We start from the raw sequence: 16798 nt of genomic DNA, 5'->3' as shown, positions 1-16798 counted from the left end.
TCGAGATATCATCGAATAACTGAGCTGGTGTCATAATTTTCATCCCTCTGCTTTCTCCGATATAGTTTTGTGACTATGCATGACCACGACCGATCACAGTCACTGTAGTTAACTTGGATCATCCTTTCTCGTCAGATGATGTGTTAACTGATCTATTTCTTGTATACTTATAGTAGCATGAAGGTATATCCTTGTGAATATCAAAAACGTAAGAAAACATTTTTATTTGAAATGAAAAATTAATTTTTAATAAACATTCTGCAATAGCGGAGACGCGCCGGATACTTACGCAATATGGAATAAAGGAAATGCTGATATGATCAGTCTTTCCTTGGCATAATAACGGAAAGGAAGATTATAATAGTGTTATGGATAAAAATGAATTACGAACCCTGATCAGAGAAAAGAATAAGACAATAACAAAAGAGTACAGAGAAAAATCTGATGCAGGTATCGCTACGAGATTTCTTTTATACCCGGTATTTCAACAGGTGGACTCCATCTTTTGTTACGTAAGTATGGACAATGAACCGGATACAAGGACTATCATTGAAACTGCCTGGCAGATGGGAAAGACAGTTACAGTGCCAAGGTGCATTCCCGGGGCAGAGCATGATATGGAGGCTGTCAAGATAACATGCTGGGATGATCTCGAGACCGGTACCATGGGGATACTTGAGCCAAAACGGGGGCTTCCTGTTGTTGATGGATACAAGATTGCACTGGCGGTGGTGCCATGCGTATCTGCTGACAGGTGGGGAGGAAGGCTTGGACACGGTGCCGGATACTATGACAGATGGCTGAAGGGACAGACTATGTATAAATATTGTCTCTGCTATGAAGAACTTATGTCTGATAATATCCCTATGGAGCAGTACGATGTAAAGATGGACAGGGTGTTTACGGAGGATAGAATCTACAATCCGGGAACACAAAGTGACGATACCACCAATGAGATAGTGAAGGAAATCAGAAGTAAGGGTATCATCGGAATGTTGAAGGATCTGCTGATTAAAAAGAGATGATGTGTCCCCCAAAGTGTAGTCTATGATTTAGTTTATATATGTATGTTCTTTAGGTTGAAGGGAGAATGCTATGGATGAACAGAAGATTTTGGAACTGAAGGATATGGTAGACAAATCTCAAAACATCGTGTTCTTTGGAGGAGCAGGCGTATCCACAGAAAGTGGTGTTCCTGATTTCAGAAGCAAGGACGGACTGTATAACCAGCATGATGTTCAGTTTGAAAAGTATCAGCCGGAGTATCTTCTGAGTCACAGCTGCCTTGTGCGTGAGCCGGAGGTTTACTTTGAATTCCACCGTCAGAAGATGGACACAAGAAAGATTGAACCGAATAATGCTCACAAATATCTGGCTGCGCTTGAAAAGACAGGTAAGCTGAAGGCTGTTGTTACTCAGAACATTGATGGACTTCATCAGAAAGCAGGCAGTGAGAAAGTTTATGAGATACACGGAAGTGCCCTTCGTAACTACTGTATGAGCTGCGGAAAGAAGTATTATACGGATTACATTTTCGATTCAAAGGAACCGGTGCCACATTGTGATTGCGGAGGTGTGATTCGTCCGGATATAACATTATATGAAGAAAGCCTTCCGGAGATGGCGGTTCGTAAATCAGTGAATGCAATTTCCGCTGCAGATATGCTTATTATCGGAGGAACATCACTGACGGTTTATCCGGCAGCTTCCTATATAAACTATTTTGAAGGAAAGTATCTGGTTATCATAAACAGAGATGAACTTAACATCCGCAGAGCGGCAAACACACTTGTGATCAATGATAAGATAGGCGAAGTGTTCACAAGACTTGCTGAGATAAGCGGTATCAGCCTTGGGTAATGCCTGAAAGAAGTTTGAAGTTGATACATCAATACAGCTATGATGCTTAAATTGAATGTTCAGCAGCACAACTGCCTTCGATTTTTAATCGAAGGAATCACGCGGCTTTGAGCGCTCAATAGGAATCTGTATGCATTCCTGCTCTATGCACACGAACGTGTGCGTTGGGGCTAATCGGTGAGTGGCAAATACTCTTGACACTGACGTCATTGAATAAATTAAAGAAAAAAGAGAGGAACCGGTCTGACCGGATCCTCTCTTAAATTTTTGGTGGTAAAATCATTTTCTTTATCCATATGCACTAGCCGAAGTATCTCTTCAGGAGACCTGCAAATGCCTTGCCGTGTCTAGCTTCGTCGCGAGCCATCTCATGAACGGTATCATGGATAGCGTCAAGATTCAGAGCCTTTGCTCTCTTTGCGAGATCCGTCTTTCCGGCTGTAGCACCGTTCTCTGCCTTTACGCGAACTGTAAGGTTTTCCTTTGTTGATGCAGAAACGCACTCACCAAGAAGTTCTGCAAATTTTGAAGCATGATCTGCTTCTTCAAAGGCTGCTGTTTTATAATATTCACCAACTTCGGGATAACCCTCACGGAAAGCCGCTCTTGACATAGCAAGATACATACCTACTTCTGTGCATTCAGCTTCGAAGTTTGCACGAAGATCTGCCTTGATATCTTCAGGTGCATCAGATGCTACGCCGATAACGTGCTCAGCTGCCCAGGTCATATCTCCGGACTGCTCGGTGAACTTTGATGCAGGAACACCGCATACAGGGCATTTCTCAGGTGGATTCTCACCTTCACAAACGTATCCGCATACTGAACAAACCCATGTCTTCATACTAGAAATCTCCTTTTCATTTTATTGTGGGAGAACCATGTCATTCTCCGTTTTGATGATTGGCGTCATACGTATGTTGAATATCATATGTGAGCGGCAAATACTTTTGACGATCATATAATGACATATAACACCATCAACCAGAAACCGGATTATCATTTTTAAAGTTATGACAATGTCACAGATAAACGCTTTAAAACTGATAATCATTAACAATTAATTCGACTATACATTTCGTAAAAAACGAAGTCAATACATTATAAAAAAGATTTTCTTTTATTTTTTGCGACAGGATGTTAGTTCCACCTAACCTTTTTGATATGGCAATTTTATTATTCTCGGTCTATAATATACCGGTCTGCAGGAGCAGACCTGATATGAACATTATTAACTTTAAGGAGATATTATGGGACAGATAAAAGTTACTAAGGCTCCTATCGAGGGTCTTTACGTCATCGAACCGACAGTTCACGGCGACAGTCGTGGATACTTTATGGAAACATACAATCAGAACGATATGCACGATGCCGGACTTGATATGGTATTTGTTCAGGATAACCAGTCCATGTCAACAAAGGGTGTTCTTCGCGGACTTCATTTCCAGAAGGAGTACCCGCAGGGCAAGCTGGTTCGTGTTATAAAGGGCTCTGTTTACGATGTGGCTGTTGACCTTCGTCAGGGTTCAAAGACTTACGGTCAGTATTTCGGCGTTGAGCTTACAGAAGAAAACAAGAAGCAGTTCTACATCTCTGAGGGATTTGCTCATGGTTTCCTCGTTCTCTCTGATGTTGCTGAGTTCTGCTATAAGGTAACTGATTTTTATCATCCGGGAGATGAAGGTGGTCTCGCATGGAATGATCCGGAGATCAACATTCAGTGGCCTACTCTTACAGGTGAGTATAAGGGCAATGCTTCTGCTGAAGGATATGCGCTCTCAGACGGAACACCACTTAACCTCTCGGATAAGGATCAGAAGTGGCTCGGACTTAAGGATACATTTAAGTTCAACTGATATGTCAAAAAATCTAAGAGTACTTACATATACTATACCGGAAAGCTTCCACGGAAAAAACGTGGAGGCTTTTCTTCAGTCCGAGGGGTATTCCAGAAACGTAATATATCACCTGAGAAACACAGGAACGGATGCGGTGCCGGCAGATTTAAGCGGCCTGGTGTTGAACGGACAGAAAACATGGCTGAAGAAGACATTAACCACCGGTGATGTTCTTCAATGCAATATTCTTGAAACAGAAGAGAGCGCAAATGTTACAGAAAGCGACATTCCGCTTCCCATCATATACGAAGATGATGACCTGATGGTTATAAACAAACCGGCAGGTATGCCGATACATCCGTCGATGGGACACCATGAAGGAACATTGGCCAATTCTCTATGTTGGTACACACATCATACTCTGGGCTTTGATAAATACGTCAACAGGGTAATAAACAGGCTTGACAGAGACACCAGCGGTCTTCTTATATCTGCCAAAAACATGCTTTCGGCGGCAAAGCTTTCGAATATGGTGAGGGCAAGGGAGATACACAGGGAGTATCTGGCTATATGTCATGGAGATGTGGCAGAACTTGCGAAAGGATGTTCCTGTGTTCAAAAATATTTTGGAAAGTGTATTGAAACATCAAATGCTTCGGGAGCTGCCATTGCTGATACATTTGATGTTTTTGATAAGACGATAACTACTGAATCTGGTGATTATGACATTACTATAGATGCCCCAATCGCAAGAAAAGAAGCTTCGGTTATAGAAAGAACTATAGATTTTGAAAGAGGAGAAAGAGCGGTCACTCATATAAAGCTGTTGTCATATGATCCGGAACGGAAGCTTTCACTAGTCAGATTGAAGCTGGAGACCGGACGAACACATCAAATCAGGGTTCACATGAGATATACGGGTCATCCTCTCATTGGAGACTTTCTGTACAATCCGGACTATAGATTTATAAAACGCCAGGCTCTTCATTCCCGGAGACTGAGATTCAAACATCCGATTACAGGGGAAGAGCTGGATTTGACGGCACCTATGCCTGTAGATATGAAAAGTCTGTTTTTACATTATTCAGATAACACATTTTGACATTCGGATTATTATTTATGAACCTTTTTATGGAAAACTCTGCGGGGAATAGGTGTTTCATATCGAAACAAAAATTGCAGATTTGCAAAAATGTTAAAAAATGCAATGAAATTATTAAAAAAATGGAAAAAACTTATATAAAATACCTGTGTTTGTCGATATAATAGACAAGTCGCGTTGTGGGGGTCTTTAAGATCTCCATAGACAATATTAAATATTTGAGGGGAAATTGTTATGTCAGACAAACTTACAAGACGTGATTTTCTTAAGGGAATCAGTGCAACTGCAGTTATCGCAGGTCTCGGTTCTCTGTCAGCATGTTCATCAGGAAGCACTCCGAGTGCTACAACAGCCGCAGCTGAAACAACAGCGGCTGCCGCTGCTGAGACAACAGCTGCAGCCGCTCCTGCAGGTGGAGCTATCTACACACCCGGTACTTATACAGCAGGTGCAGACGGAATCAGCTCAAAGGTTACTGTTACTATGACTTTTGACGAGTCATCAATCACAGAAGTAAAGATCAATGCAGACGGTGAGACACCATCAATCGGTGGCGCTGCTGTTCCTGATCTTGAGAAAGCTCTTATGGATGCACAGTCAGCAGAGTTTGATGCTGTTTCAGGTGCAACTATCACATCAGACGCTGTGAAGAAGGCAGCAGCTAACTGTATTGCACAGGCAAAGGGCGAGGCAGTAGCAGCTACAGGTGATCTCATTCCGGCGGGTTCTGATGAGGATTGGCTTGGTGAGGAGCCTATCGTTGATGATGCAGACGTTAAGGATACAATTGACACAGATATCCTTATCGTAGGTGCCGGTAATGCCGGTATGATGGCAGCAGCATATGCAGCATCAAAGGGTCTTAACTTCCGCGTTATCGAGCAGAATGCTGTGGTTCAGGATACACGTCACTGGTATGGAGCTGTTAACAGTTCAGCAGCTATCGCAGCAGGTTCTTCTATTGATAAGAAGAAACTTCTTTCTGAGATCAGCCGTTATGCATCAGGAAAGTGCGATCAGAGAGTAGTAAAGCTTTGGCTTGATGAGTCAGCAGCTATGCATGATTTCGTTGCAGGAATCCTTGAGAATGAGCCTTACAACTGGAAGTGCGACTTCACATCAGGTGAGGAAGCACGTTGGCCGGATAGCGATGAGAATACAACATTTGTATTCCCTGAACAGGAGCACAACTACAGAGCATCCGAGTCAGAGTACGGAATGCAGAGAAACGAAGTATTCCTTGAAGTTATCCAGAAGGCAGGCTATGATGTAGACTTCAAGACTGCACTTGTTAAGCTTGAGAAGGATGATACCGGAAGAGTAACAGGCGTTATCGCTCAGAACGTGGATTCAGGAGACCTTATCCGTTACAATGCCAAGGATGGTGTTCTTCTTGCCTGCGGCGGATATCCGGGCAACCCATACATGATGGAGCAGCTTGACCCGCTTGGAACTTCTGTTACAACAGCATGTTCATTCAGTCCTGCTGATAAGGGTTATGGAATCCGTGCAGCAGTTTGGGCAGGTGCTCATCTTGATGCCGAGTCAGCTCCTATGCTCTTCGACCGTGGACTTGTAGCTCCTGGTGTGGATTCAGGTTATGTTGAGAGTGAGTCATCATTCGGCGGAAAGGCATTCCCTGGTACTGTAAGACAGTACAATCCTGGTACACAGCCATTCCTTAAGGTTAACCGTCATGGTCAGCGTTTCGCTAATGAGTCAAGCCCATATAACGATATCGTTTATGCAGCAGCTCATCAGCCTGGTCATGTGTATGCTCAGATCATGGATGCTAACTACATGGAGGATATCAAGAGATTCCATACTATCGGATGTTCAGCACAGTCAAGAAATATTCCTGGCTATGTAGACAAGCAGCTTGAGCAGTACGGTGAAGAGGGCGAAGGTCTTATCTTCAAGGCTGATACAATTGAGGAGCTTGCTGACAAGCTTGGTTTCAAGGACGATGATAAGAAGAACTTCCTTGCAACAGTTGAGCGTTATAACGAGCTCTATGACAAGCAGGAGGATGAGGACTTCGGTAAGATGAAGGTTCGTCTCTCTGAGCTTAGAACAGCTCCTTTCTATGGATGCTGGCTTGGTGCATCACTTCTTACAACAGAGCAGGGTATCTCTATCAATGATAAGACACAGGCTCTTGATGCAGAGAACAATGTAATCCCTGGTCTCTATATCGGCGGTGATATGTCAGGTTCTTTCTTCGCAAACAACTATCCTTGTCTCATGGCAGGTATCGCTTGCGGACGTACACTTACATTTGCAATGAAGTCCATCAAGGTTATGGCCGGAATTGACGAATAAGATATATGACTACTATAACGCTCGGGTTATCCCCCGGGCGTTTTTTGTATCGCTGATTATGTGATGAAGATGTGGTTGAATCAGATTGATGTCATTCCGGAGATTAGGGGAACGCTGATTGAAGCGTTTTCCCGGCCGGATATTTTCGATGCGAAGCATCAACTTTCTTTGAAAATCTGTGCCCCGACGCCGGAGGCGCAAAGGAAACATTGATATAATCATTGCTTCCTTAGATGTGCTGTTTTTTGCGGGTCAGATTTTATTTTGATTTCCCGATTATAAATACTGTAAATATGATGAAATAATATATACAGAAGTATTTGCAGATTTGCCAAGGAGGAAGTATGGGAGATGAAACTAAAGGCGGGAACCTGAGACGATTTAATGAGGGAGATATCATTTTCCAAGAGAAAGAGATGCATCCATATATGTATAAGGTTCTGAAAGGTAAAATCGGGCTTTACGTGAATTACGACAAACAGGGTGAGAGTGTGCTTGGGATATTAAATGAAGAAAAATTCTTTGGAGAGATTTCCATGCTCACCGGAAAACCTCAGGTATATACCGCGGTGGCGATTGAAGATGTACTTCTCATGAGAGTGGAAGAGGGACAGTTGGAGCAGTTTCTCTATGATAACCGAAGCAATATCCTTGGGATGATGAAGAGTATGGCACGTATTATCGTGACACAGAATATGGACATATCTCTTCTTATGGAAGATATATCAGAAATGATGAAGAGTCTTCCGAAGGAAACTAAGATAGATTCCCGGATAGAGATGAGACTGAAACAGTATCAGCTTAAATATATTGAGAAATCATGTACTCCGGAAATGCTGATGTTTTCGGCAAAGGGGTGATGGAAGGAGGGCGGTTTAACAACGCCTTCTTTTTTCAGGAAAGACAGAAACAAAAATAAGAACCTCGAATCCATGAAGCACACGCCATTTCATCTACCGTTCTTATCACACGATCGTTTAGGATTTGTGAAGCACTCGCCACATTTCCTTCAACTGATTGTATTGTATCAGATAAAATACATATATGCAACATAAAATCAAAATAAAAAATATTTCCTAAAATGATTGGTGAATACAGTAAAACCGGACACGGTTATATTTGATTTAATAAAATTTGAAAAAAATATTCTATATCCACTGTTTTTCTTATGGGGACGCAGTCTATATCAGGGTTTCCTCATGCGCTCATTTGCAATACAGCTGATAAAAAGAAGGAGTTGTATTTTTTTTAACAAAGTTGTGCCCTGAATCATTGACGCTCATTCCTATTTGGTATAAACTACAGTGGATTGCAGTAAATACAATATGATGATGTAAGGGTCAATATTTTTGGCAAACATCACAATATAGTTTTTATAGAAGGATGGTTATTATGACAGATAAGAAACCGGTAGTTTTACTTATCCTTGATGGATACGGCATTAATCCTAACCCTGAGGGCAATGCTATCGCTATGGCCAAGACTCCAGTTATGGACAGACTTGAGGCTGAGTGTCCTTTCGTACAGGGACAGGCATCAGGTCTTTATGTAGGTCTTCCTGATGGACAGATGGGTAACTCAGAAGTTGGACACATGAATATGGGTGCCGGAAGAATCATTTATCAGGATCTCACAAGAATCACAAAGTCAATTCAGGATGGTGATTTCTTCGAGAATCCGGCACTTCTTTCTGCAGTTGAGAATTGCAAGAAGAATGATTCGGCACTCAATATGTTTGGTCTTGTTTCAGACGGTGGTGTTCATTCACATCTTGAGCATATCTTCGGCATTCTTGAGCTTGCAAAGAAAAACGGTCTTAAGAAGGTTTATCTTTATGCATTCCTTGATGGTCGTGATACACCTCCTGATTCAGGTAAGAGTTTCCTTAAGCAGGTAGAGGATAAGATGGCAGAAATTGGTGTAGGTGAGATTGCCATGATTTCAGGCCGTTACTATGCTATGGATCGTGATAAGAACTATGATCGTGTCGTTAAGGCTTATGATGCCATGACAAAGGGAATCGGAGATAAGGCAGCTTCTGTTTCTGAGGCTATACAGAATTCATACGATGCAAAGATCCTTGATGAGTTTGTTGTTCCTTGCGTTATTGAGAAGGATGGTGCTCCGGTTCACGTTATAAAGGATGGAGATTCATGTGTATTCTTCAATTTCCGTCCAGATAGAGCAAGAGAGATGACACACTGCTTCTGTGATGATGAGTTTGATTTCTTTGAGAGAGGAAGTCGCCTCGATACTAAGTTTGTATGCTTCACAGACTATGATCCGACTATTCCAAACAAGGAGATTGCTTTCCCTAAGCAGTCTATCGAGAAGACTCTTGGTGAATACGTTGCATCTCTTGGACTTAAGCAGCTTCGCATCGCTGAGACAGAGAAGTATGCTCATGTTACATTCTTTTTCAACGGTGGTGTTGAGGAGCCTAATGAGGGTGAGGATCGCGTGCTTGTTCCATCTCCTAAGGATGTTCCTACTTACGATCTTAAACCACAGATGTCATGCCCTGAGGTATGCGAGAAACTCTGTGATGCAATATCATCAAAGAAGTACGATATGATCATTGCCAACTTTGCAAACCCTGATATGGTTGGACATACAGGCGTTATTCCTTCAGCTGTGAAAGCTATAGAGGTTGTTGATGAGGCTGTTGGCAAGGTTGTTGATGCATTAAAGGCGGTAGACGGTCAGATGATTATCTGTGCTGATCATGGTAATGCTGACATGATGATCAACTATGAGACCGGAGAGCCATGGACAGCTCATACTACAAATCCTGTTCCTTTTATCCTTGTGAATTCTGATCCAAACTGGAAGCTTCGTGAGGGCGGTGCGCTGTGTGACCTTGCGCCTACACTTCTTCAGATGATGGATATTCCACAGCCTTCAGAGATGACAGGAAAATCTCTTATTGAAGAAAAGTAAATTATGTAGTATCATTCTAGGGTTATTTGTTGCTCCGAAATGAAATGAAGGATTTAAAATCTTTGGTTTCGGAGATGTGAGAGACGCTCATGTGACACTCACAGCATTGATTTTAGATGTACAAAGTAAAAGCGGATGTTTCGGTAGAAGCATCCGCTTCGCCATAAAGGCGGTTTACGTAAATTGTGATGTATGTGTCAGATTTTCTATGATGATCTGACATGTGACTCCGGTCCTTCGCAAAGCGAAATTTCAAAGGTCCGGAGTTTTCGAAATAAGAGGTAAGGTTTATGAGAATTGGGGTTTCAACAGACTCCGGAAGTGGTATAACTCAGGAAGAGGGTAAGGCGCTTGGCATCCGTGTAGTTCCGATGCCGTTCCGTATAGATGGTCAGGAATACTTTGAGGGTGTAAACATTACAAAAGAAGAGTTTTATGAGAAGCTTCAGAATGACTGCGATGTTGCAACATCACAGCCCAGCCCTGAGGATGTTATGAAGGTCTGGGATGAACTTCTTGAGGAATGCGATCAGGTGGTTCATATTCCGCTCACATCAGGTCTTTCCGGTTCAACTCAGACTGCAATGATGCTTAGTCATGAGGATAAGTACGAGGGCAGGGTTTTTGTACCAGATGATAAGGGCGTTTCTGTAACACAGAGGCAGTACTGCATTTTTGCTTTGGAGCTTGCTGAAAAGGGTTATGACGGGCAGGCAATCTGCGACATTATAAATCGTGAGTCCGGAAGCAATCAGATATATATCGGGGTTGATACCCTTAAGTATCTCAAGAAGGGTGGACGTATCACTCCTGTGGCCGCTGCTATCGGTACACTTCTTCATATCAAGCCGGTGCTTGGTATCACCTACGGCGGAAAGCTTGATTCATACACTAAGGTAAGAACAACAAAACAGGTGAAGGAAGCTATCATTAAGGGGCTTAAGAATGAACTGGAGACAAGACTTGGAGACCCTGAGATGAGCAATTGCTATGTTCATATTGCTCATACCGAGAATGACGAGCAGGCTCATGCTTTTGCCGAAGAGCTTAAGGCTGAGTTCCCTGACCGACTTAATCCGGAGATAGTTATAGCTCCATTGTCACTTCTTATAAGCTGTCATGTCGGACCCGGTAGTCTGGCCGCGGCAGTTATAGAGAGACCTGAAGAACTTAAATGATGAATCAGAGGGCGATTTTCATAAGTGAAGATCGCTCTTTTGTTATAATCACTTTTTTACAGGTGAATATGTGCAGCATGTTTTAATATATGCGCCGGAAGTAAATGATTTTCTTCTTGTAATACTAATCATTATCTGTTACTATCAAGCCCTATGAATTATAAAAGACCTATGCTTCTGATTGCGATGGTGTTCGTACTTGGAGTGTGTGTAACAGCTGTTGAAGCAGGCCTTTATCTTAATGTTTCTGCAGGAGTTCTTTTCTGCGGAGTATTATCCCATGGAATCATCAGTAAAAGACTGGTTAAGCGAATGGCAGCAATTCTTCTTGCTGTATTTTTGACGGGTACACTCAGATACCGGTATGATATGGCGAGTCTTGATCTGTATAAAACCAATATTCAAAAATTTGATGGATTGAAGGTATGCCTTCAGGGAACCGTAGACAGTCATACTTCATCACTAAAGAATGATAGAATAGTGATAAAGAATGCTGTGCTTTCCAATGCCTATGGAAGTTCGGAAACATTACCGGAAGATGCACCTCTGGAATTGAAAGAACGATATGATCAGAGTGTCGGAGATATCATGGTTTATCTAAAAAACAGCGATACATCCTATAGTTCATCTCGTTTCGGAAAATCAGGATCCGATAAAACGGGAATCCGTAAAAATGATGAAAATGATATTGTATCTGATAAAGAATCAGACATCCAAAGCCCTTATCCCGGGGAGATGGTGAAAATCTACGGAACAATGATACAGGATGAAGGAGTAAGGAATGAAGGACAGTTTGATTTCGGATTATACTACCGGACATTGGGCATAAGCGGTTCAATGTATGGTGACAGACTTGAAATCACAGGTGGTGAACCGGAACCCTTCAGATCGTTGCTTCAAAAAGCTCGAAATTGGGTATGTAAAAGATTGGAACTTGTTTCAGAAGAAAGAGATCTTGGCATATATAAGGCGTTGCTTGTTGGCGATAAATCATCCATGGATGAGGAAATTAGGGAACTGTATCAGGATAATGGTATAGCGCATATTCTTGCTGTGTCAGGGCTTCATCTGTCTATTATAGGAGCCGGATTTTATGATTTTTTGAGACGATGCGGTTCGACAAAACGTTTTTCAGGAGTTCTTTCGGCGATTTTGATATTAAGTTACGGGATATTTACCGGTTGCTCGGGTTCGGCGATGAGAGCTGTGATAATGCTGCTTATCAGATTCCTTGGGGAAGCCATAGGCAGACAATATGATATGCTGTCAGCACTGGCTTGCGCCTGTATATTGTTGCTTATCGGTGAACCCTATATGATTTTCAGTTCGGGATTTCAACTGAGTTTTATGGCAGTTCTTTCTCTTGGAACAGGTGCCATCCTTCCTTTCCCCAAAGAAAAGACTTTAAACGGAATCTGTATGTCTTTGTTTCTTCAGATCATGACTCTGCCGGTCATTATTTATCACTTTTTCCGGTTTCCTCTTTATGGGATGATGCTTAATTTTCTTGTACTTCCGCTTATGAATTATGTGATTTACAGCGGACTTCTTGCAATTGCCCTTTCTTTTGCGTCGGTACTGACAGGTGCTGCGGCATTGGCATCCGGACACTATATCTTAAGCTTTTACAATTATCTATGCCATCAAACGTCTGATTTGCCGTTTTCATCACTTCTTCTTGGCAGACCGAAGATATCGGAAATCATAGTCTACTACACGATGCTTTTTTTTCTTCTTGTTTTGACCCTTTATCTTAAAGATCAAAGGAAGAAGGGAAGACTTAAAGGGATAAAACGGAAGATATACTATGAACTTCCGGGAATCTGGCTCATCAGTCTCATGATTGCCTGCCGGGTTCTTCTTCCAAAGATACCTGCCGGGATTGAGATTACATGCATTGATGTGGGACAGGGGGATGGATTTATAATACGACATAATGATCTTGTGCTGACTGTTGATTGCGGCTCATCCTCGGACAAAAAACTAGCGGAAAACAGACTGGTGCCGTACCTTGAGTCACAGGGAATAGGCAGAATAAATATGGCATTCATTACTCATTGTGATTCTGATCATTACAGCGGCATGATAGATATTTTGAATAACGAAGATGGGATAGTTATAGATGAGTTGTGTCTCCCGTTCTGCGGAAAGGAGGATGAAAGATATGATAAACTTCGAAATGCAGCGGAAGGTAGGGGGACAAAAGTCTCGTATTTTGGGACAGGAAGCGTGGTGGAATCAGATGATCTCAGACTGACAGGACTTTATCCTTTGGATGGAGGCTATATATCGGAAGCAAACAGTCATTCCATAGGAATGCTTTTGAGTTACGGTGAATTTAAAATGCTGTTTACCGGAGATATGGACAAAGAATGCGAAAGGAAAATGCTTGAATATTTGAAGAACTGTAGCTGGAGAATGGTGGGAGATGGAAGTATATATAATCATGAGGATGCAGCAGGAGGATTATCATCCGGAAAGGATTTAAAACAGTATGGTCATGATGAGGGGGATCTTCCGGATATAGACATTATCAAGCTCGGACATCACGGCAGTTCAACAAGTACAAGTGAGGAACTTCTCAAATATATGAAACCTGAATGTGCGATCATAAGCTACGGCGCTGGTAATGACTATGGGCATCCGCATCGTGAAACGGTAGGGCTTATGAAAAGCTACGGTATAAGCATGTATGAAACTGCAAAGATGGGAGAGATAAGGATAGTGAGTGACGGTGAGAGGTATAAGACCAGGAGTCTGTTAAAAGAATCAATAAAAAAACCCGCGGTGGGTTAACCGCGGGTCTTTGTGAGTAACGTTACTTACAAAGTATATTTCAAGAACGACTTGAAAACAGAAATCCTGATCAAAGATTTCTGCGCGCATACGCGCTTATTAGTTCATAGCGTCAACTGCTGAGTAAAGCTTAGCAATCTTTCTTGAAGCGTTGTTTGACTTAAGAACGCCCTTGCTGTGAGCCATGCTGATCTTCTTCTGAGCCATCTTAAGAGCATCCTGAGCCTTAGCCTTGTCACCAGCCTCTACTGCTGCGTGTACTCTCTTGATGTATGTCTTAACTTCTGAACGAATAGCCTTGTTGCGCTCGTATCTTGTAGCTGCTACAAGGATTCTCTTCTTAGCGGATTTAATGTTTGCCATTGGAAATATCTCCTTTCACATGATATATATCTGTTTATGATGTTTTCAAATACCGGACACGGACAGTTTGAAAACACGCTCAACTATCATATATAAAAGCCTCAATTGTGTCAAGAGAATCGGCGGGTAAAATTTTTAGACCTTTTATAATCTTTTATTATGCTGTCAATCGGTAGTGACATAAATATTTACAACCCGTGTGGATACAGGGCAAATCATGCTGGAAATGTACAGGCGGCTTTTCGGTGACAGTTATCCGGATCATAATAAGATAAGAGTCAACAGGCATGTCCCCAAATGCGATGCCATTTCTATCTTGTTGTGTTTTTTGATGGCATCAGTAATGGTACTTCTTCAAATATATTGGCAAAGATGCAATCAATATGGTAGGATATTTGAACGAAAATGAATTAGATTACATATAGTTAGGAAGAAACATGGCAGATATTAAAAATATTGATCAGTCAAAAATCAGAAATTTCTGTATTATAGCACATATTGACCACGGTAAATCAACACTTGCAGATCGTATCATCGAGATGACCGGAACTCTTACAGCAAGAGAGATGCAGTCACAGGTGCTTGATAACATGGATATCGAGAGAGAACGGGGAATCACCATCAAGTCTCAGACTACCCGTGTTATATATACCGCAAAGGATGGTAAGGAGTACATATTTAATCTCATTGATACTCCGGGACATGTTGACTTTAACTATGAGGTATCAAGAGCACTTGCAGCCTGTGACGGAGCTATCCTTATAGTGGATGCCACACAGGGGATACAGGCACAGACACTGGCAAATACATATCTTGCACTTGATCATGACCTTGAGATACTTCCTGTTATCAATAAGATAGATCTTCCTTCCGCAGATCCGGATCGTGTTGCGGAAGAGGTGGAAGATGTTATAGGTATTGAGGCCATGGATGCGCCGAGGATTTCTGCCAAGACAGGTGAGAATGTTGCTGACGTGCTCGAAGCCATTGTGCAGAAGCTTCCGGCACCGGAGGGCTCTCCTGAGAATCCGCTTCAGGCACTTATCTTTGATTCACTTTATGACAATTACAGAGGTGTTATCATTTTCTGTCGTGTTAAGGAAGGAACCGTGAAGGTAGGCACACGTATCAGACTTATGGCCAGCAAGGCTGAGTTTGATGTTACAGAGGTTGGATATTTTGCACCGGGAAGATTCATCCCATGCGAGGAACTCACTGCCGGCATGGTTGGTTACATTACTGCTTCCATCAAGGATATCCGTGAGACACGTGTAGGTGATACAGTTACAGATGCTGCCCGTCCTGCAGAAAAGCCGCTTCCGGGATACAAGAAGGTTCAGTCCATGGTTTATTGCGGAATTTATCCTGCGGATACCATGAGATATCCGGATCTTCGTGATGCTCTTGAGAAGCTTCAGCTTAATGATGCTGCACTCCAGTATGAACCTGAGACATCACAGGCTCTCGGATTTGGTTTCAGATGTGGATTCCTTGGACTTCTTCATCTTGATGTAGTACAGGAGCGACTTGAGAGAGAGTACAATCTTGATCTCGTTACGACTGCTCCGTCTGTTGTTTATCATGTATATAAGACAGATGGTACCATGATGGAGCTTTCAAATCCTGCAAACCTTCCGGATCCTGCAGAGATAGATCACATGGAGGAACCTATAGTTGAAGCAGAGATCATGGTTACACCTGAGTTTATGGGCTCTATCATGACTCTTTGCCAGGAGAGACGTGGCGTATATAAGAGTACTGAGTACATTGAGGCAAATCGAGCGATACTCAAATACGATATGCCGCTTAATGAGATAATTTACGATTTCTTTGATGCCATTAAGTCACGCTCCAAGGGCTATGCATCTTTTGACTATGACCTTAAGGGCTATCAGACAAGTAAGATGGTTAAGCTTGACATCCTTGTCAATCGTCAGGTTATCGATGCCCTCAGCTTTATCGTACACGCTGACTCTGCTTATGAGCGAGGCAAGAAGATGTGTGAGAAGCTGAAGAATGAGATACCTCGTCAGCTGTTTGAGATACCTATTCAGGCGGCTATTGGCGGTCATATACAGGCCAGAGAGACTGTAAAGGCGCTTAGAAAGGATGTTCTTGCCAAGTGTTACGGCGGAGACATTTCCCGTAAGAAGAAGCTTCTTGAAAAGCAGAAAGAGGGTAAGCGCAGAATGCGCCAGTTTGGTAATGTTGAGATTCCGCAGAGCGCATTTATGTCCGTGCTCAAGCTGGATTCAGAATAAGGAAATAAGGTTTAGAACAGATGTTGGAATGTAAAATTCTGACATCTGTTTTTGCTTTCTGTCTGTTAAAAGTAAGGAAAGAGTGCTGGGGTTTGAAGCTATACATGGAATACGTAATAAAAAAGAAGGTATTTTTAT

The 16798-nt window shown here is 42.3% G+C and carries 12 protein-coding genes; 10 read left to right on the top strand and 2 right to left on the bottom strand.

Features of this window, described 5'->3' with window-relative positions:
- Positions 1-368: 368 nt before the first annotated feature.
- Complete coding sequence (locus BM294_RS07130) at positions 369-1025, top strand: 5-formyltetrahydrofolate cyclo-ligase (protein WP_091206194.1); 657 nt, start codon at positions 369-371, stop codon at positions 1023-1025.
- Between the two features lie 70 nt (positions 1026-1095).
- The gene (locus BM294_RS07125; protein ID WP_091206191.1) at positions 1096-1860 is read left to right on the top strand and encodes an NAD-dependent protein deacylase; all 765 of its coding nucleotides are present in this window, start codon (positions 1096-1098) and stop codon (positions 1858-1860) included.
- 301 nt (positions 1861-2161) lie between these two features.
- On the opposite strand, the gene BM294_RS07120 is transcribed toward BM294_RS07125, so the two are convergent.
- The gene (locus BM294_RS07120) at positions 2162-2704 is read right to left on the bottom strand and encodes an NADH peroxidase (protein ID WP_091206188.1); all 543 of its coding nucleotides are present in this window, start codon (positions 2702-2704) and stop codon (positions 2162-2164) included.
- 406 nt (positions 2705-3110) lie between these two features.
- Here BM294_RS07120 and rfbC point away from each other — a divergent pair, with 406 nt between their 5' ends.
- The 7 genes from rfbC (at position 3111) to BM294_RS07085 (ending at position 14036) form a co-directional block, all read left to right on the top strand.
- On the top strand, positions 3111-3716 hold the full coding sequence (gene rfbC / locus BM294_RS07115) for a dTDP-4-dehydrorhamnose 3,5-epimerase (RefSeq protein ID WP_091206185.1): 606 nt from the start codon (positions 3111-3113) through the stop codon (positions 3714-3716).
- Between the two features lies 1 nt (position 3717).
- On the top strand, positions 3718-4800 hold the full coding sequence (locus tag BM294_RS07110) for an RluA family pseudouridine synthase (RefSeq protein ID WP_175494586.1): 1083 nt from the start codon (positions 3718-3720) through the stop codon (positions 4798-4800).
- 234 nt (positions 4801-5034) lie between these two features.
- Positions 5035-7122 carry an FAD-binding protein gene (locus tag BM294_RS07105; RefSeq protein ID WP_091206181.1) on the top strand — a complete coding sequence of 696 codons (2088 nt, stop codon included), beginning with the start codon at positions 5035-5037 and terminating at the stop codon, positions 7120-7122.
- Positions 7123-7466: 344 nt separating this feature from the next.
- A complete protein-coding gene (locus tag BM294_RS07100; protein WP_091206177.1) occupies positions 7467-7982 on the top strand; it encodes a cyclic nucleotide-binding domain-containing protein in 516 nt (171 codons plus the stop codon).
- A gap of 532 nt (positions 7983-8514) precedes the next feature.
- Complete coding sequence (gpmI, locus tag BM294_RS07095; protein ID WP_091206174.1) at positions 8515-10062, top strand: 2,3-bisphosphoglycerate-independent phosphoglycerate mutase; 1548 nt, start codon at positions 8515-8517, stop codon at positions 10060-10062.
- A gap of 290 nt (positions 10063-10352) precedes the next feature.
- The gene (locus BM294_RS07090; RefSeq protein WP_091206172.1) at positions 10353-11240 is read left to right on the top strand and encodes a DegV family protein; all 888 of its coding nucleotides are present in this window, start codon (positions 10353-10355) and stop codon (positions 11238-11240) included.
- Positions 11241-11393: 153 nt separating this feature from the next.
- On the top strand, positions 11394-14036 hold the full coding sequence (locus BM294_RS07085; protein WP_091206169.1) for a ComEC/Rec2 family competence protein: 2643 nt from the start codon (positions 11394-11396) through the stop codon (positions 14034-14036).
- A 99-nt stretch (positions 14037-14135) separates the two neighbouring features.
- Here BM294_RS07085 and rpsT read toward each other — a convergent pair whose 3' ends face one another.
- Positions 14136-14399 (bottom strand): 30S ribosomal protein S20, encoded by a 264-nt coding sequence (gene rpsT, locus BM294_RS07080; protein WP_091206166.1) that lies wholly within the window; start codon positions 14397-14399, stop codon positions 14136-14138.
- 446 nt (positions 14400-14845) lie between these two features.
- Here rpsT and lepA point away from each other — a divergent pair, with 446 nt between their 5' ends.
- Positions 14846-16660, top strand: coding sequence for a translation elongation factor 4 (lepA, locus tag BM294_RS07075; protein WP_091206343.1), 1815 nt, complete (start codon positions 14846-14848; stop codon positions 16658-16660).
- Positions 16661-16798: the final 138 nt, after the last annotated feature.

The organism is Oribacterium sp. WCC10 (assembly GCF_900113415.1).
Lineage (GTDB): Bacteria > Bacillota > Clostridia > Lachnospirales > Lachnospiraceae > Oribacterium.
The sequence above is the reverse complement of the archived record's forward strand: the minus strand, read 5'-3'. Positions and strand labels throughout refer to the sequence as shown.

What these genes read in the sequence shown, in the direction of transcription:
- BM294_RS07105 (WP_091206181.1), top strand. Translation starts at nt 5,035, where the DNA reads ATGTCAGACAAACTTACAAGACGTGATTTTCTTAAGGGAATCAGTGCA.
- BM294_RS07120 (WP_091206188.1), bottom strand. Translation starts at nt 2,704, where the DNA reads ATGAAGACATGGGTTTGTTCAGTATGCGGATACGTTTGTGAAGGTGAG.
- BM294_RS07130 (WP_091206194.1), top strand. Translation starts at nt 369, where the DNA reads ATGGATAAAAATGAATTACGAACCCTGATCAGAGAAAAGAATAAGACA.
- BM294_RS07090 (WP_091206172.1), top strand. Translation starts at nt 10,353, where the DNA reads ATGAGAATTGGGGTTTCAACAGACTCCGGAAGTGGTATAACTCAGGAA.
- BM294_RS07085 (WP_091206169.1), top strand. Translation starts at nt 11,394, where the DNA reads ATGAATTATAAAAGACCTATGCTTCTGATTGCGATGGTGTTCGTACTT.
- BM294_RS07125 (WP_091206191.1), top strand. Translation starts at nt 1,096, where the DNA reads ATGGATGAACAGAAGATTTTGGAACTGAAGGATATGGTAGACAAATCT.
- rfbC (WP_091206185.1), top strand. Translation starts at nt 3,111, where the DNA reads ATGGGACAGATAAAAGTTACTAAGGCTCCTATCGAGGGTCTTTACGTC.
- gpmI (WP_091206174.1), top strand. Translation starts at nt 8,515, where the DNA reads ATGACAGATAAGAAACCGGTAGTTTTACTTATCCTTGATGGATACGGC.
- rpsT (WP_091206166.1), bottom strand. Translation starts at nt 14,399, where the DNA reads ATGGCAAACATTAAATCCGCTAAGAAGAGAATCCTTGTAGCAGCTACA.
- BM294_RS07110 (WP_175494586.1), top strand. Translation starts at nt 3,718, where the DNA reads ATGTCAAAAAATCTAAGAGTACTTACATATACTATACCGGAAAGCTTC.
- BM294_RS07100 (WP_091206177.1), top strand. Translation starts at nt 7,467, where the DNA reads ATGGGAGATGAAACTAAAGGCGGGAACCTGAGACGATTTAATGAGGGA.